Annotated in this window: 19 protein-coding genes; 8 read left to right on the forward strand and 11 right to left on the reverse strand. The window is 61.3% G+C overall.

Annotated features, from left to right (window positions below; genetic code table 11):
* Position 1 precedes the first annotated feature (1 nt).
* On the reverse strand, positions 2–1,369 hold the full coding sequence (senA, locus tag AC0J1C_RS15440; RefSeq protein WP_473044671.1) for a selenoneine synthase SenA: 1,368 nt from the start codon (positions 1,367–1,369) through the stop codon (positions 2–4).
* A 150-nt stretch (positions 1,370–1,519) separates the two neighbouring features.
* Positions 1,520–3,343: an SLC13 family permease gene (locus AC0J1C_RS15445; protein ID WP_473044672.1), complete on the reverse strand. Its 1,824-nt coding sequence runs from the start codon at positions 3,341–3,343 to the stop codon at positions 1,520–1,522.
* 296 nt (positions 3,344–3,639) lie between these two features.
* On the opposite strand from AC0J1C_RS15445, the gene AC0J1C_RS15450 reads away from it, so the two are divergent.
* Complete coding sequence (locus tag AC0J1C_RS15450) at positions 3,640–5,019, forward strand: sigma 54-interacting transcriptional regulator (protein WP_473044673.1); 1,380 nt, start codon at positions 3,640–3,642, stop codon at positions 5,017–5,019.
* 13 nt (positions 5,020–5,032) lie between these two features.
* Positions 5,033–6,109, forward strand: coding sequence for a transporter (locus AC0J1C_RS15455; RefSeq protein WP_473044674.1), 1,077 nt, complete (start codon positions 5,033–5,035; stop codon positions 6,107–6,109).
* Positions 6,110–6,116: 7 nt separating this feature from the next.
* On the opposite strand, the gene AC0J1C_RS15460 is transcribed toward AC0J1C_RS15455, so the two are convergent.
* The 7 genes from AC0J1C_RS15460 to dauA form a co-directional block, all read right to left on the reverse strand.
* Positions 6,117–6,659: a hypothetical protein gene (locus tag AC0J1C_RS15460; protein WP_473044675.1), complete on the reverse strand. Its 543-nt coding sequence runs from the start codon at positions 6,657–6,659 to the stop codon at positions 6,117–6,119.
* A 2-nt stretch (positions 6,660–6,661) separates the two neighbouring features.
* Positions 6,662–7,357, reverse strand: coding sequence for a C39 family peptidase (locus AC0J1C_RS15465; protein WP_473044676.1), 696 nt, complete (start codon positions 7,355–7,357; stop codon positions 6,662–6,664).
* 14 nt (positions 7,358–7,371) lie between these two features.
* Entirely contained in the window at positions 7,372–7,698 is a 327-nt protein-coding gene (locus tag AC0J1C_RS15470) for a hypothetical protein (protein WP_228143577.1), read from the reverse strand.
* Positions 7,699–7,777: 79 nt separating this feature from the next.
* Positions 7,778–8,731, reverse strand: a complete 954-nt coding sequence (locus tag AC0J1C_RS15475) for a dentin sialophosphoprotein (protein ID WP_091988147.1) — start codon at positions 8,729–8,731, stop codon at positions 7,778–7,780.
* Positions 8,732–9,100: 369 nt separating this feature from the next.
* A complete protein-coding gene (locus tag AC0J1C_RS15480; RefSeq protein ID WP_091988150.1) occupies positions 9,101–10,693 on the reverse strand; it encodes an isocitrate lyase in 1,593 nt (530 codons plus the stop codon).
* Positions 10,694–10,920: 227 nt separating this feature from the next.
* A complete protein-coding gene (locus tag AC0J1C_RS15485) occupies positions 10,921–12,867 on the reverse strand; it encodes a CASTOR/POLLUX-related putative ion channel (RefSeq protein WP_473044677.1) in 1,947 nt (648 codons plus the stop codon).
* An 11-nt stretch (positions 12,868–12,878) separates the two neighbouring features.
* The gene (gene dauA / locus AC0J1C_RS15490; RefSeq protein WP_473044678.1) at positions 12,879–14,612 is read right to left on the reverse strand and encodes a C4-dicarboxylic acid transporter DauA; all 1,734 of its coding nucleotides are present in this window, start codon (positions 14,610–14,612) and stop codon (positions 12,879–12,881) included.
* A 164-nt stretch (positions 14,613–14,776) separates the two neighbouring features.
* Here dauA and AC0J1C_RS15495 point away from each other — a divergent pair, with 164 nt between their 5' ends.
* Positions 14,777–15,718 (forward strand): ChaN family lipoprotein, encoded by a 942-nt coding sequence (locus AC0J1C_RS15495; protein ID WP_473046569.1) that lies wholly within the window; start codon positions 14,777–14,779, stop codon positions 15,716–15,718.
* Between the two features lie 10 nt (positions 15,719–15,728).
* Here the strand turns inward: AC0J1C_RS15495 and AC0J1C_RS15500 are convergent, their stop codons facing one another.
* Complete coding sequence (locus AC0J1C_RS15500; protein ID WP_473044679.1) at positions 15,729–16,274, reverse strand: macro domain-containing protein; 546 nt, start codon at positions 16,272–16,274, stop codon at positions 15,729–15,731.
* Between the two features lie 115 nt (positions 16,275–16,389).
* On the opposite strand from AC0J1C_RS15500, the gene AC0J1C_RS15505 reads away from it, so the two are divergent.
* A complete protein-coding gene (locus AC0J1C_RS15505) occupies positions 16,390–17,100 on the forward strand; it encodes an SIMPL domain-containing protein (protein WP_473044680.1) in 711 nt (236 codons plus the stop codon).
* A 26-nt stretch (positions 17,101–17,126) separates the two neighbouring features.
* Here AC0J1C_RS15505 and AC0J1C_RS15510 read toward each other — a convergent pair whose 3' ends face one another.
* Positions 17,127–18,194 (reverse strand): beta-N-acetylglucosaminidase domain-containing protein, encoded by a 1,068-nt coding sequence (locus AC0J1C_RS15510; protein ID WP_473044681.1) that lies wholly within the window; start codon positions 18,192–18,194, stop codon positions 17,127–17,129.
* 137 nt (positions 18,195–18,331) lie between these two features.
* Here AC0J1C_RS15510 and AC0J1C_RS15515 point away from each other — a divergent pair, with 137 nt between their 5' ends.
* The 4 genes from AC0J1C_RS15515 (at position 18,332) to AC0J1C_RS15530 (ending at position 21,954) form a co-directional block, all read left to right on the forward strand.
* Positions 18,332–18,790, forward strand: a complete 459-nt coding sequence (locus tag AC0J1C_RS15515) for an ATPase (RefSeq protein WP_375183272.1) — start codon at positions 18,332–18,334, stop codon at positions 18,788–18,790.
* Positions 18,791–18,940: 150 nt separating this feature from the next.
* Positions 18,941–20,017, forward strand: coding sequence for a TRAP transporter substrate-binding protein (locus AC0J1C_RS15520; RefSeq protein WP_375192725.1), 1,077 nt, complete (start codon positions 18,941–18,943; stop codon positions 20,015–20,017).
* Positions 20,018–20,116: 99 nt separating this feature from the next.
* A complete protein-coding gene (locus tag AC0J1C_RS15525; RefSeq protein WP_473044682.1) occupies positions 20,117–20,662 on the forward strand; it encodes a TRAP transporter small permease subunit in 546 nt (181 codons plus the stop codon).
* On the forward strand, positions 20,659–21,954 hold the full coding sequence (locus AC0J1C_RS15530; RefSeq protein ID WP_473044683.1) for a TRAP transporter large permease: 1,296 nt from the start codon (positions 20,659–20,661) through the stop codon (positions 21,952–21,954). The genes AC0J1C_RS15525 and AC0J1C_RS15530 overlap by 4 nt, the downstream gene beginning before the upstream one ends.
* The last annotated feature ends 70 nt before the right edge of the window (positions 21,955–22,024 follow it).

Here is a 22,024-nt window from a genome sequence, read left to right on the forward strand (position 1 = left end):
CCTACGGGTCTCCAAGTGCACAGGTACGGAAGCCGGTATACGCATCATTGCGCAGCGGCAGATAGGCCTGGCGATAGGTACCGCGTATCAGGCAGGACGACGTGGCGCAGCTGCCGCCACGGGTTACCTTGTGGTCGCCGAACTGAAGGGTGGACATGAACGGATACACATCCACCTTGAAGCCGTCGTACGGGAAGAACTGACTGCTGGTCCACTCCCAGACGGTACCCGTCATCTGTCTGCAGCCGAAGGGGCTGTCGCCCTCGGGGTAATCGGTGACGGGATTCTGGGCCATGGCCCGACCGTCGAGATCGGCCCTGCGGTCGTCCGGCGTGTCATTACCCCAGGGGAAACGACGTGCAGGCCCGCCCGGTCGGTTGCCAAGCGCCGCCACCTCCCATTCAAACTCGGTGGGCAGCCGTCGACCGGCCCAGTGACAGTAGGCCTCGGCCTCCCAGAAAGTCACGTGGGTGACCGGAGCCTCCGGATTCAGCAACTGCCACTGATCGAACAGCCGTTCCTGCCACTGACCCTCGTGCCAGCGCCAGTAAAGGGGGTGCTTCGGAGTCCGCATCAACGGTTCAGCACTGCCATGGACCAGGGCCACATCGGTCTCAGTCTGCAACCATTTGCGCCCCCCGAACGACCACAGCTCGGGCCGACGATAGCCACCGTCCTCGACGAATTCCCGGAACTCGCGGTTGCTGACCAGATGTTTCGAGATGGCAAACGCGTCCAGGCGAACCTTGAAGGCCGGCTTTTCATTGTCGAAAGCAAAGTCTTCACCGGCATAGGCCTCCGACTCGCCCGGCATGCCGATGAGCCACTCGCCGGCCGGAATCGTGACATCACCACCCTGCCCCTCGCCAGGTGCCGGCCGATAGCAGTCGGTGCCCGGCGGCGCCGGATAACCCACCGTCTGACGACACCAGATCAGCGACTCGATGTGCATGTTCTGGTGGTAAACAGCGTACCGGTACAGATAACGGGCCTGGTCGGTCAGCGGCTGGGTCCGGATGCGTTCGGCCACCCGGTCGTAGATCAGGTTGAAGTAGGCCAGGGTCTGCTCCCGCCCGGGGAACAGCTCGCGGTTCCACCGGTCCCGATGCTCCACGTGGAAGGAATCCCACAGATCGTCCATGGAAGGATCGACGCTGGGGGTGCCGTCCAGCAGATTGAACACGAAGACCTCGTAGAAGAAAGCGGCGTGGCCCATCTCCCAAAGAGGCGGATTGACGCCGGGATGGTAGGGTACGTCCAATGCCGATTCAGGCAGGGAGGTCACCAGGGCCTCGGTACGCTTCCGGGTCCACTCCAGCTGGCTCAGCAGCTCGGCTCTGGCTTCGTCGATTCGCTCTATCGTGGTCATATCACCCATCATCCACCTCAACCTGGCTGCCCATCAGCATAACAGACAGCGAAAAACGGACGCCAAACCAATTCAACCGGTCTTCTGCAAAAGCTGGGGTTTACGGACAGACAGCGCCATCGGATCGGATCCGCCATCAGCTGCGTCCGCTCAGACCCAGACCATCAGGATCAGGGGAGTGGCCACCAGGGTGACGATCACCGAAAGCGGCAAGCCCAGGCGCCAGTAGTCGCCGAAACGATACCCGCCAGGCTCCATGACCAGGGCATTGGACTGGTGCCCGACCGGCGTCAGGAAGGCGCATGAGGCACCGATGGCCACGGCCATCAGCAGCGCATCGGACGACACATTCAACTGGCTGGCAATGCTGAGGGCTATGGGAGCCACCAGGATGGCCGCTGCCGCATTGTTAACGACATTCGACAGCAGCATGGTGCCTGCCAGCACAATGGAAATCACCAGCCAGGGCTCACTACCGGAGCCGAGCTCAAGCATCCAGGACGCAATCAGGCTGGCCGCCCCGGTGCTCTCCAGGGCCTGTCCGACCGGAATCATGGCCGCCAGCAGGACAATCACCGGCCAGTCAATCGCGCGGTAGGCTTCCTGGTGGCTGAGCACACCGGTGAGCACCATCACGACGGCGCAGGCCACCAGCGCCACCGGAGGCGACAGCCAACCGGCGACAATCAGGGTGATGGCGGCCAGGAACAGCCCGCCGGAGAGCAGGCCACTGCGCTCCTGGCCGAATCGCAGACCGCGCTCCGCCAGGGGCAGGCACCCCAGGTTCTGCAGCGTCGCCCGCAGAGTCTGCTCATGTCCCTGGACCAGGAGGATGTCCCCGGACTGGAATCGGATATCACCCAGCCGTTTCTCCAGTCGCTGCCCCTGTCTGGCCACGGCAACAATGTTCAGCCCCCGCTGCTCCCGAAGGTTCAGGCGGTTTGCCGTCTGACCGATCAGCACGGACTCGGGCGCAATCACCGCCTCCAGCAGACGGACGTCCCCCTCTGCCAGAGCCGGCTCTTCGGGCTCGTCTGCCGAGTCCCCGTCGCCTTCCGGGTCATCGGCCTCGTCCTCCTCTGCTCCGGCAACGTTGGCAAGCTCCAGCTGGGTCTTGTCCAGAAACTCCTGCAACGCGTCGGTGCCGGCTTCCACCAGCAGCAGGTCGCCGCCGCGCAGCACGGAAAAGGTCGTCGGCGCCAGGTTACGCTTGCCATCCCGGATCAGCGCCAGCACCACCACGTCCTCCTCGGCATCGGCGCCGGTCAGGAGATTGTGCAGGGTAGCGCCGGCGTGGGAGGAATCCTCGGGTACCCGCAGCTCGGTCACGTAATCGCCGACGCTGAACAGCTTGCCACCGTCGTCGGCCTTGCCACGCCTTGGCGTCAGTCGCCAGCCAATCAGCGTAATAAAGCCAATCCCGGCCAGGGTGATGGCCACGCCAACCGGCGCAAAGTCGAACATGCCGAAAGACCCGGCCTCACGATAACTGGCAATGATGATGTTGGGCGGGGTGCCGATCAGGGTCATGGTGCCGCCCAGCAGCGATCCGAACGCCAGGGGCATCAACAGTACCGAGGGCGAGCGCCCGGCCTCGCGGGACATCCACACGGCCACCGGCATCAGCAACGCCAGGGCACCCACGTTGTTGATAAAACCCGAGCACAGGGCCACGACGGAAGTCAGCATCAGGACCTGCAGCGTCGGCCGGTGGCCAACCTTGCCCAGCAAACGTGCAAGACGGTCAACCACCCCACCATTCACCAGGCCCTGACTGATCACCAGCACCGCTGCCACGGTGACCACGGCCGGGTGCCCAAAGCCATCGAACAGCCGGTCGGACGGAACAATGCCGGTGACGGCCACCGCAAGCAGAGCCAGCAGGGCCACCAGATCAAAGCGGATCCGGTTCCAGACAAACAACGCCAGAGCGCTGGCCAGTACCGAGAAGATGATTATCTGATTGGCGGTCACACGGACTCCCTGGTGATCATCCCGTTTGAAGGCCGCGACACCCGGTGCCGGGCCTGTGTCGGCAAACTTTACAGGAAACGCCGAAGTTCGACAGCGCCGGCTTATAACCGACTGAATCGGCAACACCTGTTTGAACTGGCATATAACCTGTATAGCAGTTAACAGGAGTATTTTGCCTGTTTCCCCCAGCCGTTTGCGGTCACAGGGCAGTGATCGGATCGAGCCGTTCCGGTAGCACCAACCTTTACTGAACGCTGTGCAGTCCGTTTTCCCGACCCCTTCGCAGGAGAGTCGCCATGGAGGAAAAACGACCGCTCGTTTGGCTGTCGGCGGCATACCCGGATTTTCTCGCCAGCGAGCCCGTGTTCCGTGGCTGGCGACTGCTGTATTACTCATTAAAGCCGATGCCGGACAGCTCCGGGAGCGCCATGCCGGACCTCAACCCGGACGCCAGAGTCGGAGTATTTGATACCAGCGCACTGGCGTCAGACGCCCTGACAGCGCTCGCAAAAACCCTCGAGTGCCTTGCTCTGGAACGGTGGGTTGCCATTGTCGACGCCGACCAGCTTCGCAACCCCGAGCTGCGCCGCCTGATTCAACGATTCTGTACCGATTACCACACCCGGCCGCTGCAGCCGCAGCGCCTTGGCGCGCTTATCGGACACCTGTGGGGCATGTCCGTGCTTCAGGCAAGCCTCCCGGATACCCGGTCGGGCACCTACCACGACTGTGCACTTGTCGGTAACTCGCCGGGTATGGTGAGGGTCCGGGACTTACTGCAACGGTTTGCCCAAACCGACGAGCCAGTACACATCGATGGTGAAAACGGCACCGGCAAGGAGGCGGCAGCCAAGTACATCCACGGGCTCTCGGCGAGACGGGGCAAGCCCCTGGTGGTGGTAAATTGCGCCGCCCTGCCGCCGTCACTGACCCAGAACGAGCTCTTCGGTCATGAAAAAGGGGCCTTCACCCACGCCATGAGCGCCCAGAAGGGCCGGATTGAGGCGGCCCACGGCGGCACCCTGCTCCTGATGGGCATTGATGAACTTTCGACCGAGCAGCAATCCGCCATTCTCCGGTTCCTGCAGGAGGGTGTCATCGAGCGGTTGGGCGCCACTCACCCGATACGGATCGATACCCGGCTGATCGCCACCAGCACCCGCCCTCTGGACCAACTGGTTGAGGTGGGAGCCTTCCGGAGTGACGTGTTTTACCGGCTGGGGAGCCTGCATGTGCGCATGCCCCCGCTCCGGGAACGCCGGATGGACCTTCCGGCACTGGTTACCGGCCTGTTGTCGGCGACTGCCTCCGGCGGGCGCGGCCTTCGTCTCACTGATTCGGCCATGGTCTGCCTGACCGAGCACGCCTGGCCCGGCAATCTTCGCGAGCTCCAGAACCGCCTTGGTCAGGCGCTGCTGCTCAGCGAAGGGCCCTGCATTGAGCCACAGGATCTTGGCTTTCCCGTCGCCACCGACAACGCTCGAACAGAACTTTCCCTCGATGCTTTCCGTTCCCGGGCCGACCGTGAAGCGATCTCGGTCAGTCTTGCCCTGGCCCGGAACAACGTCTCGGCAGCCGCAAGACTGCTCAGGATCTCACGGGTCTCGATGTACCGGCTGATGGAAAAACACCAGTTGCACCACGGAAAAGCGGGGTGGAACACAGGACGCGAGTAAAGGAGAGTGATCAATGAACAGCACAGCGCTCTATCTGCTACCGGTGTTAACCGTCGCTTTCGCGTTGCCGGCGGCGTCGGAGGAGGCGGCCGACGGCGCCAGCGCCGCGGCACAGTCGGCTGCGAACACTACCCGCCAGGGCGGACAGGATCAGGCCACCGACATTGCCTCGATAACCGTGGACCGGGGTATTGTCACCCGTCCCGGGCGCCTGACCATCGAGCCCTCCTTCTCCTACGCACACAGTAACTCGACACAGGTCGCCGTTGAGGGGTACACAGTGATACCCGCTCTCCTGGTGGGCCTGATCAACATCTCCGAGATACAGCGGGACGTTCTGGTGGGCGCGCTGTCCCTGAAGTACGGTTTTACCAGCCGATTCGAGGCGTCGCTGCGAGTGCCCTACCTCAAGATTGACGAAGACCTGCGGGAGCGGGAGGCCTTTCAGGGCACTCCGGTTGATACGCTGCGCGAGTCCTCCGGCGACGGACTGGGCGATGTCGAACTGGCATTCCGGTACCAGATCAATGACGGGCTGGACGGCTGGCCCTACATTATTGGCGTGATTCGCACGAAAGCGCCCACGGGCGAGGGACCCTACGACGTGGATCGGGAGACCATTGTCGACAGCCAGGGCAATCCTATCGGGGTGGAGCTGGCCGAGCGGCCAACGGGCTCCGGATACTGGGCCTTCGAACCCGGGCTGTCCTTTATCTACCCGTCAGACCCTGCGGTCCTGTTTGGCAACCTCAGCTATGTCTGGACCCGGGAAGAGGACGAGGGGCCGGACAATGGTGGCAAGGTTGATGCTGGCGACGTGATCCGGTTCGGGTTCGGAATGGGCTTCGCATTCAACGAGCGGACCTCCTTCAGCCTGAGTTACGACCACTCGATCATTCGCAAGACAGCCATCGAACTGGACAACAACCTGTTCGATGCCAACTTTGACCGGATCCACGTTGGCACCCTGTCGTTCGGACTGTCCCAGCGACTGTCACCGGATGCCAGCCTGAACCTCTCGGTCGGCGTCGGCGTTACCGACAGCGCCCCGAACACCGAGATCACGCTGCGGCTGCCGTTCAGCCTCTGAGGGCTACTCAGGGCATGACCGGAATGGAATCACGGATACCATGGGGCAATCTGTACATGGCGCCCAGGTTATTCAGCTCAATGTTCAGCTGCTGCAGGCTCTGGATAACGGTACCGTTGACGCGGTTCTGGATCACCGTCATCCACTGACCGGCATTCACCTGGCTGGAGACACGCGAACCTGCTCCCACCGCGGGGGAAGGCGTGCCTGGCTGCGAAGAGGTCACGATGGCGGCGTTACCCGTCGGCAGCGCGTTTGCCAGGGCCTGCTCCACTCTTGCGGCGATCCGGCCGGCGTCCACCGCCTTATTCAGGTCTGGAATGGTCAGCCGGTTGAGGATCAGAGTCTTCCCATCAATGGCGACCCGTTGCTCAAGCCCGATGCTGATCTGCAGATTGTCGAGGCCCACGAACCCGCCGCGAAGCATGGCGAGCTCCGTGTCGGACAGGGGCGAACCCGCGTCTTCCGGCCAGGTTGCATTGGCGCCTCCGGCGATGGCACATGAAAGAACCCACGCTGACAGTATTCTTGAAGAAAAGCCGATATTCATCGTCACCACTCCCTGGATGAGGGCCAATACGGCAAGCTATGGCCAATCGTTGACGGTTCCTGGGCGCTGGAGAGCGGCGCTCGGGCGATGCCTGACCAGTCACCAGCCAGCAGGAAACTGGCTCGTCCCTGCTCAAGGTGACTGCGTATGACAAACGCAGCACCATCCCAGTGTTCCAGAAATTCCGTTTTGCTGTACTCCTTGAGACCGCGGGCCGGGTCACCCACAAGCACCGCGTTGTCACTGATGCCCTTGATAATCACGAAGTGGCGGTAGCCGTCAAAACTGACCAGCACGATGACCGGCAACCGGACTTTCGTGCGCAGCCCCTCGAGCGGCATCCGGAAACCATCCGCCCTGTACCCACGCTGTTCCAGATACCGTTTCATATCGAGCATGGAGAAACCTTCCTGCCGGACCTTCTCGAGGTTGGCAACCTCAAACATGCCCGTGAACACGTCCTGCTCCGACACCGGGTCGTTATAGTGGTAGGTCAACAGGGAGGCGAGAGCGGCAGATCCACAGCTGAAATCGAACTGCTGACGCATGACGGAGCGGAATCGCTGAGCCTGAAAGCTGGTAACCGGCACCTCCAGGCTGCCGGCAATACCCGGCACCGCGACGGTTCCCCCGTGGGCCGGGGGCCAGAGCGCCAGCAAAGCCCCCAGGCCTGCCGCCATCAAGACCTTGGACGCCATGGCCCACCTCCCTGCTACTGGTTTATGTGCACGTTGATCTGGGTGCTGTCCTGAATCACAACCTGATTGCCCGTGTTCTGTATCACCGTGGCAATGCCACTCATGTTCTGGAACGCCTGGTCCATGATCCGGTTGTCACCGGTGGCGACGTTGCCGCTCAACACGTTGTCACTGACGATGGCATTCTGCTCGGTATCGTTCAGCTGCCACTGCACCGGCAAGCCCTGTCGGCCGCTGGACTGCTCGAGCTGTTCCGCACTCATGGGGGTCAGGCCAAGCAGCTCCTCCGCCTGGGAAGGCCGTGGATCGCCGACCAGAATCAACGCAATTGCGAATGCCATTCCGGGAATCCTCGTCATGGCATGCCTCCTTGCTGAGAGCTGGCCGCACCCCGGAAAGGATGCGGCCGGCTTCCCTCGGCTATTGAGTAGACAGATTGGACATGACACTCACATTAGCCTGGGTCACGCTGCCCACGCCGGCATTCTGGGCAAAGGCCCCGACACCGGTGAAGTTCGCAGAACCTCCGGAGATTTCATTGGAGGCCCGGGCTTCGGTGTAGGAGCGGCGCCCGTTGGCATCGCCGTAGTTCGCAGACACGCCGGAGACGGAACCGTCCAGATCGGCGTTGTTCAGGAACACATCCAGCTCCAGCACCACGGAATTGTCGGAGCTGTCGTTGCCACTGCCAGACACTGTGGTGTTGCCACTGTCCGCAATGTTGGTGGAGTTGTCGGAGCTGTCGTTTCCGCTGTCAGCGACGTTGGTCGAGTTATCCGAGTTGTCATTACCACTGTCGGCAACGTTGATCGAATTATCCGAGTTGTCGTTGCCGCTGTCCGCCACGTTGGTGGAGTTGTCCGAACTGTCATTACCGCTGTCCGCCACATTGGTGGAGTTGTCGGAACTGTCGTTGCCACTGTCAGTGATCGCGGTGTTGATGGAATTGTCGGAACTGTCGTTCGCACTGTCGGCAACGCTGGTGGAATTGTCCGAGTTGTCGTTGCCACTATCAGCGATCTTGAACGAGTCGTTCACGCTGGTGCTGTTGTCCGAATTATCAGAGTTGTCTGAATTATCGGAGTTATCCGACATGTCATTGCCGCTTTCGGCAATCTTGAACGAATCCGCCACGTTGGTGCTGTTGTCGGAGCTGTCGGAATTATCGGAGTTATCCGAGTTGTTCGAGTTGTCCGTGTTGGTGGAGTTATCGTTTGCCGAATCGGTATTACCGGAGTAACCGTTATTGGCAGTGGAGGTGTTGTCCGCATTGGTGTTGGGATCTCCATCACCCCCCTGATCCGCGTAGGCCAGGCCGGAAATACCCATGGTCATTGCGATGGCAGCAGCTAGCAGTGCTTTCTTGGTGTTCATGACGTCATTTCCTTTGAGTTATTGGCTTTGAAGGGATCCGACCCACCCCGTCCGTTATCGGGTAAGCCAAGGTTCAGACCCGCCTGATGAACGGAGCGATTCCCGTGCCAGAATCGTCCTGGCGATGCTGGGTGCTTGTTTTTGCGGGCTTTTCTCGAGCAGAGCACCAGCAGGACGCCGGTTTTGGCGGGGCAATCTGTTTCAGTGATGAAACACGCGGGAAGGGATATTCTGACTGCGCTGTGCTTTATCCTTCAAAAACAGTCAGGTAAGGCAAACCGATGGTGTCAGAAAAGCAGAAACCCCGCGTCTGCGGGGTTTCTGGTTCAGGGCGGGTCTGGCGCGCCCTGGCAACATCCGAACCGTCGATTAGCCGAACTGGTTCATGGTGTTGTCTTTACCACCGGCCTTCAGGGCCGCGTCACCAGCGAAGAATTCCTTGTGGTCGTCGCCGATGTTGGAACCCGCCATATCCTGGTGCTTGACGGTGGCGATACCCTGACGGATTTCCTTGCGCTGTACACCCGCAACGTAGGCCAGCATGCCTTCGTCGCCGAAGTAGCCCTTGGCCAGGTTGTCGGTGGACAGGGCCGCTGTGTGGTACGTCGGCAGCGTGATCAGGTGGTGGAAGATACCCGCTTCGCGAGACGCGTCACGCTGGAAGTTCTGGCACCACTGGTCAGCCAGCTGACCCAGCTCGGTGTTGTCGTACTCTTCACTCATCAGCTTGTCACGGTCGTAGGCAGATACGTCCTTGCCTTCTTCCTTCCAGGCGTCGAATACCTGCTGACGGAAGTTCAGGGTCCAGTTGAACGACGGGCTGTTGTTGTAAACCAGCTTGGCATCGGGCACCACTTCACGGATGCGGTTTACCATGCCGGCGATCTGGCCAACGTGGGGCTTCTCGGTTTCGATCCACAGCAGGTCAGCGCCGTTCTGCAGGCTGGTGATGCAGTCCAGAACAACACGGTCTTCGCCAGTGCCCGGACGGAACTGGAACAGGCCAGACGCCAGACGCTTCGGCTTCATCAGCTTGCCGTTGGACTTGATGACCACGTCGCCGTTGTTGATTTCAGAAGCGTCCTCGATGTAATCACCGTCGAGGAAGCTGTTGTACTGGTCGCCCAGGTCGCCCGGCTCGTCGGTAACGGCCAGCTTCTGGGTCAGGCCGGCGCCCAGGGAGTCGGTACGGGCAACGATCACACCGTCGTCCACGCCCAGCTCCAGGAACGCCAGACGAACGGCGTTGATCTTGGACAGGAAGTCGGCGTGGGGAACGGTAACCTTGCCGTCCTGGTGACCACACTGCTTCTCGTCGGATACCTGGTTTTCAATCTGGATGCAGCAGGCACCGGCTTCGATCATCTGCTTGGCCAGCAGGTAGGTCGCTTCCGCGTTACCGAAACCAGCGTCGATGTCGGCAATGATCGGAACAACGTGAGTTTCGTGGTTGTCGATCTGCTTGATCAGCTCTTCAGCCTTGGCGTTGTCGCCGGCTTTCTCGGCTTCTTCCAGGGCGCGGAACAGGTGGTTCAGTTCCCAGGCATCCGCCTGACGCAGGAAGGTGTACAGCTCTTCGATCAGACCGGATACGGCAGTCTTCTCGTGCATGGACTGGTCAGGCAGCGGGCCGAACTCGGAACGCAGCGCGGCAACCATCCAGCCAGACAGGTACAGGTAACGACGCTTGGTGGTACCGAAGTGCTTCTTGATGGACAGCAGCTTCTGCTGACCGATGAAGCCGTGCCAGCAGCCCAGGGACTGGGTGTACTGGGAGCTGTCCTTGTCGTAGTTCGCCATGTCTTCGCGCATGATCTTGGCGGTGTACTTGGCGATGTCCAGACCGGTCTTGAACTTGTTCTGGGCGCGCATGCGAGCGGCGTGCTTCGGGTTGATGGCGTTCCAGGTCGGGTGCTGCTTCAACAGGGAAGCAATCTGGTCAACGTCTTTTGCGTAGGGCATGGTCTCAATCCTTTCTACGTTGGTTTTCTAAGTAGGTACGGAAAAGCTAACTGCGACTTCCGAAGCCAACAACCTGCTCACTTTTTGAGCTAAGCGCTGACGTTGACGGTTACTTTAGTGGTTTCGTTTTTATAATTGAAATTTATATCATCTATTTTCGGCATTTTTTCGGTGAATGCTGATCAGGCCGGCCAAACGGCCGACCTGACGCACTCTGGGGCAGGCATTCAGGTCAGGCAGAGCACCACCAGCTGGTCTTCAGGCTGGAGTTCCAGGTAGTCCTGGCGGGCAGGATTCAGTTGCAGATGTCGGCCCCGTGAATCGGGGCTGGCGCGAAATACGCCCAGGGCAAGCTCACCCTCGGCGGCGACAATTTTTTCCAGGGTCTGGAAGGTGGCGCTTGCCGGCAGGGGATAGTTCTCCGGGTTGCGGAACTGGATTTCCGCACCGCCCACGGTGAACAGCTCATCCAGCACCACGCGCAATTCCCGGCGCAGGGCAACCTGGGCCAGAATGTGGCTGAGAATCATCGGACTGATGAGCATTTCGCTCTGATGGCCCTCCAGCAAATGCCGGTTGTCCGGATCACTCAGCTCCATGATCAGTTGCGGCCGGTGCGACGACTCGGTAAGGATATCCTCCAGTTGCAGGTAGCCCACCATGGCCCTGGCGTCTGCCTCCTCGCCCGAGGCCAGGCGGTCGCTGCTGAGCAGGATCACCGTGTCGTAATTGGCCGGCCCGATCCGCCTCAGCTCGCCCTCGACCATGTAATCCGCCTCGATATGGCGACAGACCACGCGACCATCGTCGTCGACATACCGGGCAATGGCCTGTTCCCGCTCTGCCTTGGGTACCACGGACACCAGATCCACCTCGAACCGGCGGTGACTGTAGCTCAAAAACTCGGCCACCAGACTGGGCACGCGCCGGTTCCAGCCCATCACCAGGACCCGGTGGTGAATCCGGTCGGCCGGCGGGCTGACCCGAACCGCGGGGCCCCGCTCGATGACAGGCAAAGGCGTGCGCTTGGCGTCGGGCTCGGTTTCGGAATAATCCCGGGCCATGATCACTACCCGGTCTTTCGGGCCGATGGGGGTGTCCGAAGGCGCCAGCAGGCACACTTCCCAACCGGTTTCCCGGGGCTTGAGCAGGCCCAGGACAATGACCTCCGGGCGCGCCGCCGCCAGCTCGGCCAGGGTCATACCGGCCAGGGACTCACCGCCACGGATGTAGATTTCATTACCCTCCCCGGCCGTGAGCAGCTCGTTGAAAGCCTCCGAAAGCCCCGGGTGGAGGATGTTCTGCACCATCAGACGGCTGATGGTGGCGTCGCCACCGACCACTTCCACCGCGCCGGGATAGGCGCGCTCGATTACCGGCAGCTTGCGGACATCCTGGATTTCCGCCACCACGAACGGCAGCGACGTTTTCAGGTAGCGGGCCTGGGCGGCGATGGACAGCAGCGCCTTGACCGTTTCCACATCCGAGGTGACCAGGCTGCCCGCCTCATGGGCGGCACTGGGCACAATCACCGCCGCGGCATCCAGGCAGGCAACCCGATGCAATGCATCCGGCTGGATCGCCGAGCCCGAACGCAGGATCACCTGCCGCGCCCGACGCCCGATCCCGGGCTCGCTTCGTATTTCGTGTACCTGGGCTGCCGAGGCATCTTCGGACAGCACCACCAGGTTCAGTTTCTGGGCGTCGTGTTTTTCCAGGAAGCGCCGCATTCGTCCACTGGAGCCGAGCAGTTCCGACAGCAGCGGCAGGGTCTGGCTGGTCCAGCCCAGCACCACTATGTGGTTTTTCAGTGTCACCGGCGTCAGGCCGCGCTCCAGGTCGGCCATCTTGGCAATCAACCAACGGGTGAGGATGGCCACCAGGGTACCCATGAACACCACGTAGCCGCTGATGGTCAGCAGGGTCGAGACGAACCGCTGCCAGGTGCCCACATCGTCCCCCAGGTAACCGGGGTCGGTCAGCCTCAGAAACGCCCACCAGATGGCGGACCCCGGATCCTCGAAGTCGCCGCCCTGGGGCACCACCAGCAGCCCGCCCACCAGCGAGATCAGGCCGATGAACACGGCTACCACCAGGAGCTGGAATCCGGCGCCCTTGACCAGTTGCCTCTCCACGATGAATTTCAGTCTGTCGATAAGCCGGAATGGCAGCATGGCGTTCCTCGTTATGTGGGTGTTTCTGCACTGACAAGCCGCAGGGCCTCGTCCAGAGACGAAGTATAGCGGCTCACGCCCTCGATGGGTGCCACACCGGCACGGGCCAGGGTCCGGAGGGGCTGAAACTGCAGATCGGCAATGACTACCTCGGTTCCTTCCCGCTGACACGTGGTAATCAGCTTGTTCAGGGCCGCCAGGCCGCCGCCGTCGAGAACGGTGACTCCGTCCATATAGAGGATAAACCCGCGAGCATCGCGGGACATGACGGCCAGTTCACCGAAGATGCGGTCTGCCGCCGCGAAGAACAGCGGACCATTGATTTTGAACACCCGCCACCCCTCGGGCAGCCCCCTGCCGGCGACCCGACTGCCAGCAGTGATGTCCGTGACCCGCGTCATCCGCGCCATCTCACGCATGAACAGTACCGCCGCCAGCAACACACCGGTGGTGATTGCAATCACCATGTCCAGCAGCACCGTCAGGGAGAAGCAGGTAAGAAACACGAGGATGTCACTGCGAGGGGCCGTTTTCAGCAGGTGCACGGCCTTGGGGGCCTCACTCATGTTCCAGGCCACCATCACCAGCAGGGCCGCCATGGCGGGCATGGGAAGGTACGCCAGGACGCCCGACAGGGTTACCAGCGCCAGCAGCACCACGACCGAGTGCACCATGGCCGAGACCGGTGATTCGGCTCCAGCCCGGTAGTTGGCGGCCGAGCGGGCAATCGCGGCGGTTGCCGTGATCCCCCCGAAAAACGGGGTGACAATGTTGCCCAGACCCTGCCCCATCAGTTCACTGTTGGCACTGTGACGCTTGCCGGTCATGCCATCCAGCACCACCGCGCACAGCAGCGATTCGATAGCACCGAGCATGGCTATGGCAAAGGCGGCGGGTAGCAGATCCCGGAACAGCGACCATGAAAAGCCGATGGCCTCGCCAGATGCACCCGCCTGCTGCCAGGGCCAGACAAACTCGGGCAGGAACGGCGGAATGCCTGCCCCCTCGGAGCCATCCGGAAGCAGATAGGTGAAGCTTGAGCCAATGGTTGCGACATTGGCGCCCCGGGCATTGCACCAGAGCGCCAGCAGGCTGCCAATCACCAGGGCGGGAAGGTGGGGCGGCACCGGCGTTTTCAGGCGGGGCCAGAGCAACATCACCGCCAGGGTCACGCCGGCAACGAGCGCACTGACCCGGTCCATCTGCGGCAGCGCGCCAGCCAGTGTCACCAGTTTCTGCCAGAAGTGCCCGGGCAGGTCGCCGATGGGCAGCCCGAGAAAATCCGGTACCTGGAGGATGGCAATCACCACGGCGATGCCGGCGGTAAAGCCCAGGGTAACGGACTCGGGGATATACTCGATCAGTCGCCCCAGGCGCATCAGGGCCATGGCCACCAGCAGCACACCGGACATCAGGGTGGCGATCAGCAACCCGCCCAGGCCGTAGGTCTGGGCGATGGGGTAGAGAATCACCACGAAGGCGGCGGTTGGGCCGGAGATGCTGAACCGGCTGCCGCCGGTCAGGGCAATGACAAAGCCGGCGATAATCGCGGTATAAAGCCCGTACTGAGGCGCCACGCCACTGGCGATGGCCAGCGCCATGGCCAGTGGGATGGCAATGATGCCCACGGTAACGCCGGCCATCAGGTCACGCAGCAAACGCCGGCCCCGGTAACGCTCATCCAGGCAGGCTTCGCGAACGGCGTGAGCCAGCCGAAGAGAAAACAGATGGGCGCGGTGCGGCATAGTGGACTCTTTTGCTGACGGCAAGACAGTTGCTTCGCAACCGGTGGAATTATAGGCTCGGCCAATCGGGCCGCGGAAGCGTATGGCTTATTATGAATCAAGTTACTCTGGTTAATCTGACACTGCTGGTTTCCACTTTCCTGTTGATGAATGGATGCGCCGCCATGCCCGATGCTCCGGCCCCGGAACCGCTCTCAGCGCCCACGACCCAATACGATGCCCGAGTCGTGGCGCCGCCTGACACAAGGCCCCTTGGTATCGAAGAACTGGCCGAACGACTGGCCGGTACCGACGTGGTGGTTGTCGGAGAATATCACGGCCATCATGCCTCGCATCTCCTGCAATCACGCCTCCAGCAAGCCCTGTACCGGCAGCACCCGCGGCAGGTCCTGTCCATGGAGCAGTTCGACCTTGACCACCAGGATGCCCTGAACCGATACCTGACCGGCGACATCGGCGAAGCCGAAATGATGGAAGACGCAGAGGCCTGGGACAACTACCGCGGCGCCTACCGGCCCCTGGTGGAGTTTGCGCGCCTGCATGACCTGCCGGTGATCGCTGCCAACGCCCCGGCCCATGTGGTTCGCTGCGTGGGCCGACAGGGGACAGAGTATCTCGACAATCTGCCTGAGCCAGTCAGACACTCCCTGCCAGCCAAGCCCTTCCTCGACATTCCCGCCTACCGGGAGAAGTTCATGGCCGCCATCGGCGCCAGCCACCGGGCAGACAGCACGATGGAGGAGCGCATGAGCAATACCTACAAGGCCCAGCTGCTGCGGGACAACACCATGGCCGAGCGCATTCTCCAGGCACGCTCACAGTATCCGGAACACCAGATCCTGCACATCACCGGCACCTTCCACAGCGAGCAGGATCTGGGAACGGTCGCCTTGCTGAAGCAACGGGCGCCGGCGATCTCCGTTGCGGTGATCAGCCCGGTTGTCTGGCCCGGGGAAGCCGATACCCCACCCCTGGCAGAGAACCCTACCCGTGGCGACTATCTCTACCTGATCCAGCCCCTGCCGGAGGAATTCCGCGACCCGGAGCGCGCACGCAAGGCCATGACCGAGCGCTTCAGTCGTTCCGCCCGCACGGAATGTGACTGAACACACTCAGTCAATCACCGGACAGCCTGGACTGGTCCTTTCGCGCGCTCTCGAACACCGCGAGATCATCATCACTGAAGAGCACAAAGCGGATGGTCCGGACGGTTCGCAGCTCGTCGAGCGTGTCAGCCACCGCCTCCATGACTACCTCCGCGGCCTGTTCCCGCGGGTACCCGAACACGCCCGTGGATATCGCCGGGAACGCAATCGAGGCCAGGCCATGATGGTCGGCCAACCGGAGCGCATTGTGGATACACTCTGCCAGCAGCCGGTCCGAAGGCTCATCCACCCCATAGACAGGCCCCAGGCAGTGGATGACGTGCCGGTTTGGCAGCTTGTGAGCCCCGGTGATCACCGCCTGACCGGGCTGGATCGGAGCCAGGGGCCGACACTCCTCGGCGAGCTCCGACCCGGCGGCGCCGTGAATGGCGCCCGCCACACCGCTACCCGGCATCAGCTCGCCGTTGGCGGCATTGACGATGGCATCCATATCCGGCTGTGCGGCGATATTGCCCTGCACGCACTCCACCCTCACCGAAGCTGTCCTGTCTGTCATGATTCCTCCCTTTTCGCCGCAGCGGCGAAACGCTAATCTTGATGGCTGTTTTCAGCATAGCAGTCGACCACCGGCACTTGCCCGGGCCGATTGCGACAGCACACAGGGACACGTCATGAAAGCGATCTCCGCACTGATCCTGGGCATCAGCGCCATCATTGCCGCCGCGCTGATTGGTGATGGCCTCACCGACCTGCGCACCGGCGACCGGTATGTCACCGTCAAGGGCGTGGCGGAACGGGAGGTGACCGCCGATCTCGCGCTCTGGCCTATCCGGTTTGTGGCTACCGGCAATTCCCTGAACGCGGCCCAGGAAAAGGCCCGAAGCAGCCGGGATGCCATCATGGCGTTCCTCAAGCTGCAGGCAATCAGCCAGGACGCGGTGGAGCTGCAACGCCTGGACGTCACCGATACCCGCGCCAACCCTTACCAGAACTCAAACGGCGGGCAGCAGTTCATCATCAACCAGACGCTGATGGTGCGCAGCACCGATATCGACAGAATCCGCCAGGCCGCCCAGGGCGTCAGTGAACTGGTGGACTCGGGCGTGGTGCTGTCGTCTGACTACGGGCCTTCCGGCCCCACCTACCTGTTCAACGGCCTGAACGACATCAAGCCAGACATGATCGCCGAAGCCACAGCCTCGGCCCGGAAAGCCGCCGCGCAGTTTGCCAGGGATGCCAATACCGAACTCGGCGGGCTGCGGCGCGCGAACCAGGGGGTGTTCCAGATATTGGCCCGGGACCAGGCGCCAGGCGTGATGGAAGAGCAGCAGCCAGTGAAAACCGTCCGGGTGGTGTCAACGGTGGAATACTACCTGCGTTAGAATACTGCCCGCGCTGAAGAGTGGCCTTACTGCGTTGCCACCATTTCATCGGTCACCCGGTACTCGCCGGCAAGCCAGCGCAGAATCTCATTGGCAGCGGGGTGGTCGAACGCGTCGTAGGTGTGCTGCAGACTCTGTCTTTTTTCGTCGCTGATACGCCCCAGGCCGGCGTCCTGCAGCACCAGAAGATCCGCCTGCAGCTGCGCCGCCAGATCCCGCCCGAGCACTTCCCGCGAGACGTTGCGGAAGGCCTGGCCGTACTGGTAGGCCGGCCCCAGTCGGTAGGATTCCGCCAGCGTGATCGCGGGGATGGCGGTCAGCGTCGGTTGCAAGGCGGGATTGATGCCGTGTCCGGCCAGATGCGCCGCATTCGCCGCCGCCCGGCCGGTAAAGGCCCGCAGGTGCAAATGCTGCGACATCCGGTCGCCGTCGTTCACCGGGTAGTTGTCCCACAGCACTGGTTTGCGCCCCAGCAGGTCGCCCACCCGTTTCAGGTGTCCCGGCGAGATCTCCCGGGAACACACTTCCTCTCCGGTCCAGAAAATATTCACCGAGTGATCCAGCTTGCGCCCCAGGGTCTCCAGGTAATCAGCGGGCCGCTCGCCGAACACCCGGTCGAGCACCGGGTCGTCGGAATAGTAGCTGGGACAGACACTCAAGCGGGCGATGCCGGTGCTTTCGCGCACCCAGTCGACAATGTCGACCTGGCTGCGGGCTAGGTCCGGCGTGTCGGCGGTCATGTCATCGAACAGAATGGCCAGTTCATCAATGTCCATTCGTTCCAGCAGCGCGAGCTTGTGTGCGAGTGCGGTACGGGCTTCGTCGTCAAACCGGTTAAAAACCTCGAACGGGCTCAACCCGACGCCAAACCGCATGCCCTGTTGGCGGCAGAAACGGGCGAAATCCGCAAGCTCGGCGGCTACCGCCGGCGGGTGCGGCTGTTGCCACTTTCGTCGCAGGTAAAGATCCGCCTTGGGCGCATACAGGTAAAAGCCATAACCGTGCGGGGCCAGGGTTCGCACCAGATGCCGGCGCTCTTCCCAGGTCCACATGGGGCCATAGAATCCTTCGATGATGCCCAGTGTCGTTGTCATGATGCCACGCCCCTCCGGTTTCCTGGGCTGGAGGTTCACCAACCCATAACCATCAATTTTGACTAGACTGGTGAGTATTGCCAACCAGAAAACCGATCCATGTCCCGCATGGCCAGATCCCTTCAAGGAGGCGCGCGATGGAGATAAAAACCTTTGAAGACCTGATTGACTGGACGCGGCAGCTGCATGCCCACCTCGCCAGATGCCTGCACGAGTCCGCCAAGCTCAACAACGACGAGAGGGCCAGCGCATTGCTCGACTACCTCGCCGGCCACGAGGCATTGCTGGAGAAGGCCGTCGGCGAATTCGAGAAACAGGCAGACCGCAAGGCCATGGACACCCGCCTGTACGACTACCTGAACCACAAGCCGATTGGCCCCAGCGCCGACTCCTACACCCATTACGCCTCCATGTCCTTCCGGGACATCGCCGCCGAGGTGTTCCAGTTCCATGATCAGGTCATGGACCTCTACGACTCCCTGATCGGCAAGGCCGAGATTTCCGAGGCCAAGGCCCTGCTGGAAGACCTCCTGTCCATGGAAGAACACGAGGCCATGCGACTTTCGAGTCAGATCGGCCGGATGGAAGATCTCTGATCCCGCGTAAGACCAAGGTCGTACAACCAGCGGTTTTTGATTTAGTTTGTTAACGATAATTGCTAACATGAACTAGCATTCAGAGTAGTTCAGTCCCTTGACAAGGGGGGGACGCTCGACCCACAAAAACGATAAGAGGATAGAAGAGCAATGAAGATCCGTTCTGTTCTTTCCGCGGCTGTGCTGGCTGTGGCAACTACCTTTGCCTCCACACAGGCGCTCGCCCAAGAGACTTTCACCCTCCGCCTGGCGGAAACCTGGGGACCAAACTTCCCGATTTTCGGTGACACCACCAAGCGCTTCGCCGAAAACGTTGAAAAAATGTCCGACGGACGCCTGAAAGTCCGTATCGATTCCGCCAACAAACACAAGGCCCCCCTGGGCGTGTTTGACATGGTCAAGGCCGGCCAGTACGACATGGGCCACTCCGCGTCCTACTACTGGAAAGGCAAGGTTCCCGAAACCCTGTTCTTCACCAGCATGCCCTTTGGCATGAATGCCATGGAACAGTACGCCTGGTTCTACCACGGCGGCGGCATGGAGCTGATGCAGGAGGTCTACGAGCCCCACAACATGCTGTCCTTCCCCGGCGGTAACACCGGTGTCCAGATGGGCGGCTGGTTCCGCAAGGAAATCAAGTCCCTGGAGGACCTGCAGGGCCTCAAGATGCGCATCCCCGGCTTTGCGGGTGAGGTATTCGCCGAAGTGGGCGTAAGCCCGACCAACATCGCCCCGGGCGAGCTCTACACGGCCCTCGAGCGCAACACCATCGATGCGGTCGAGTGGGTTGGTCCGGCGCTGGACCTGCGTCTTGGCTTCCAGCAGATTGCTGACTACTACTACACCGGTTGGCACGAGCCGGCCACCGAGCTGCAGTTCCTGGTGAACAAGCGGGTATGGGAAAAGCTGCCGGCAGATCTGCAGGAAATCATGCGTGTGGCCATGCGGACCGCGTCCTACGACATGCTGGTTCACTCCCAGCACGCCAACGCCGACGCCTGGGCCAACATCAAGGAAGAGTATCCGAACGTGCAGATCAAGCAGTTCCCGGATGACGTGTTCGACGCCATGTACGCTGCCAACAACAAGCTGCTGGACGAAGCTGCCAAAGGCAGTGAGATGGCTGCAAAAATCATCAAGTCCCAGCAGGAGTACCTGGAGAAGAGCCGCGCCTACACCAACATTTCCGAGCGCGCCTACCTCAACACCATGGCCGAAGTCGAGTAAGATATTGGCTTTAACGGAGCCGGGATCGCTCTTGCAGTGATCCCGGTTTTGTCGTTTAGAGCAATCGAAAATCGCCAGTTCGCTGGCGGAGGATCATCAATGCGGTGGATTATCAAACTGGATGAGGGGCTTGCGCGCCTGTCCACATTCTGTGGCTGGGTGGCCTGTGTTGCCATGATTCTGATGGCAGCCAACGTCTTTTACGACGTGGTGGCCCGCTACGCGTTCAACAATGTTTCAATCGGCATGCAGGAAATGGAGTGGCACCTCTATTCGGTGGTGTTCCTGCTGGGCATTCCCTATGCGCTGCGCACGGATGGTCACGTGCGGGTCGACGTCTTCTACACAAAATGGAGCAACAAGGCCAAGGCATGGGTCAACCTGGTCGGTGCCCTGATCTTTGTCATACCGTTCGCCTACCTGATCGGTATCTATGGTTACGATTTTGCCCTCGACTCCTACAACATGGGCGAGGGTAGCGGCGATCCGGGCGGCCTCCCGCACCGCTGGATCATTAAATCGGTGATTCCGGTCACCGCGGTTTTCATCGCGATCGCCGGGCTTAACATGATCACCTACGCCCTGCGGGTCATGGCAGGCGACAAGGAATACGAAGGCGAACACAGCGCAGGAGGCCTGTCATGATCGGTATGATTATGTTCGGGGTGGCCCTGCTGATGCTCATGCTGGGGTTCCCGGTTGCCTTTACCTTCGGGGGCGTTGCGCTGTTCTTCGGAATCTTCGCCGAAGGCATGGATCTGTTTGCCTTCATGCCCTACCGCATCATGAGCGTGATGCAGAACACCGTGCTGATGGCCGTGCCCCTGTTTATCTTCATGGGCGTGGTTCTTCAACGGACCCGGCTGGCAGAACAGCTGTTGACCTCCATGGGTCGCCTGTTCGGTGGTTTGCCTGGCGGTCTTGCCATCTCTACCATCCTGGTAGGCGCTCTGCTTGCAGCTTCCACCGGTGTGGTCGGTGCCAGTGTGGTTGCCATGGGCCTGATCTCCCTGCCGGTGATGCTGGCACACAAATACGACAAGCGGCTGGCCACAGGCACCATCTGTGCGTCCGGCACCCTCGGACAGATTGTCCCGCCCTCCATCATCCTGATCATCCTGGGTGACGTACTGGGCCTCCCCGTGGGCGACCTGTTCAAGGCAGCGGTCTGGCCGGGCGTCGTCCTGATCGGCCTGTACATCATCTACATTCTGGTACTGACCCGGTTCCGGCCTGAAACGGCGCCGGTCATGCCGGAAGACCACAGCGTGTCCCGCAAGAAGGAAATCCTCGACGCGCTGCTGGCCATTATTCCGCCGTTGGCACTCATCGTGGTGGTACTGGGTTCCATCTTCACCGGTATTGCGACACCCACCGAGTCGTCGGCCCTGGGCGGCGTTGGCGCCGTGGTTCTGGCCATCATCTATCGCCAGTTCTCCTTCAAAATGGTGTGGGATGCCTCCAAAGACACGGTGAAAGTCACCGCCATGGTTTTTGCCATCCTGATCGGTGCTACGGCCTTCTCCATGGTGTTCAGCTACACCGGCGGCGACTACCTGCTGGAGGAATGGCTGCTGCAGCTTCCGGGCGAGAAGTGGGGCTTCATCATTCTGGCCATGTTGGTCATTCTGGTGCTGGGCTTCTTCATCGATTTCGTGGAAATCTCGTTCATCATCGTGCCGATTCTGGCGCCGGTGGCCGAGGCCCTGGGCATCAACATGCTCTGGTTTGCCATCCTGATCGCGATGAACCTGCAAACCAGCTTCCTGACGCCGCCGTTCGGGTTCTCGCTCTTCTACCTGAAGGGAGTGGCACCACCGGAGGTGCGAACAACCGACATCTATCGAGGGGTGTTACCGTTCATCCTGTTGCAGATGCTGGTGCTGGCCCTCATCGTGATCTTCCCCGAGTGGTTCGGGATGAGTTCATCCTACTGACAAGCAACAGCAACCCAGAAAATACCGGGCCCCTGGCCCGGTATTTTTTTATCCGGCCAAACTCTCCCTC

The organism is Marinobacter sp. E2 (assembly GCF_055755345.1).

Excerpts from the sequence above, each read along its gene's own strand:
- senA (WP_473044671.1), bottom strand. The coding sequence starts at position 1,369 with ATGACCACGATAGAGCGAATCGACGAAGCCAGAGCCGAGCTGCTGAGC.
- AC0J1C_RS15450 (WP_473044673.1), top strand. The coding sequence starts at position 3,640 with ATGGAGGAAAAACGACCGCTCGTTTGGCTGTCGGCGGCATACCCGGAT.
- AC0J1C_RS15455 (WP_473044674.1), top strand. The coding sequence starts at position 5,033 with ATGAACAGCACAGCGCTCTATCTGCTACCGGTGTTAACCGTCGCTTTC.
- AC0J1C_RS15460 (WP_473044675.1), bottom strand. The coding sequence starts at position 6,659 with ATGAATATCGGCTTTTCTTCAAGAATACTGTCAGCGTGGGTTCTTTCA.
- AC0J1C_RS15465 (WP_473044676.1), bottom strand. The coding sequence starts at position 7,357 with ATGGCGTCCAAGGTCTTGATGGCGGCAGGCCTGGGGGCTTTGCTGGCG.
- AC0J1C_RS15470 (WP_228143577.1), bottom strand. The coding sequence starts at position 7,698 with ATGGCATTCGCAATTGCGTTGATTCTGGTCGGCGATCCACGGCCTTCC.
- AC0J1C_RS15475 (WP_091988147.1), bottom strand. The coding sequence starts at position 8,731 with ATGAACACCAAGAAAGCACTGCTAGCTGCTGCCATCGCAATGACCATG.
- AC0J1C_RS15480 (WP_091988150.1), bottom strand. The coding sequence starts at position 10,693 with ATGCCCTACGCAAAAGACGTTGACCAGATTGCTTCCCTGTTGAAGCAG.
- AC0J1C_RS15485 (WP_473044677.1), bottom strand. The coding sequence starts at position 12,867 with ATGCTGCCATTCCGGCTTATCGACAGACTGAAATTCATCGTGGAGAGG.
- dauA (WP_473044678.1), bottom strand. The coding sequence starts at position 14,612 with ATGCCGCACCGCGCCCATCTGTTTTCTCTTCGGCTGGCTCACGCCGTT.
- AC0J1C_RS15495 (WP_473046569.1), top strand. The coding sequence starts at position 14,777 with ATGCCCGATGCTCCGGCCCCGGAACCGCTCTCAGCGCCCACGACCCAA.
- AC0J1C_RS15500 (WP_473044679.1), bottom strand. The coding sequence starts at position 16,274 with ATGACAGACAGGACAGCTTCGGTGAGGGTGGAGTGCGTGCAGGGCAAT.
- AC0J1C_RS15505 (WP_473044680.1), top strand. The coding sequence starts at position 16,390 with ATGAAAGCGATCTCCGCACTGATCCTGGGCATCAGCGCCATCATTGCC.
- AC0J1C_RS15510 (WP_473044681.1), bottom strand. The coding sequence starts at position 18,194 with ATGACAACGACACTGGGCATCATCGAAGGATTCTATGGCCCCATGTGG.
- AC0J1C_RS15515 (WP_375183272.1), top strand. The coding sequence starts at position 18,332 with ATGGAGATAAAAACCTTTGAAGACCTGATTGACTGGACGCGGCAGCTG.
- AC0J1C_RS15520 (WP_375192725.1), top strand. The coding sequence starts at position 18,941 with ATGAAGATCCGTTCTGTTCTTTCCGCGGCTGTGCTGGCTGTGGCAACT.
- AC0J1C_RS15525 (WP_473044682.1), top strand. The coding sequence starts at position 20,117 with ATGCGGTGGATTATCAAACTGGATGAGGGGCTTGCGCGCCTGTCCACA.
- AC0J1C_RS15530 (WP_473044683.1), top strand. The coding sequence starts at position 20,659 with ATGATCGGTATGATTATGTTCGGGGTGGCCCTGCTGATGCTCATGCTG.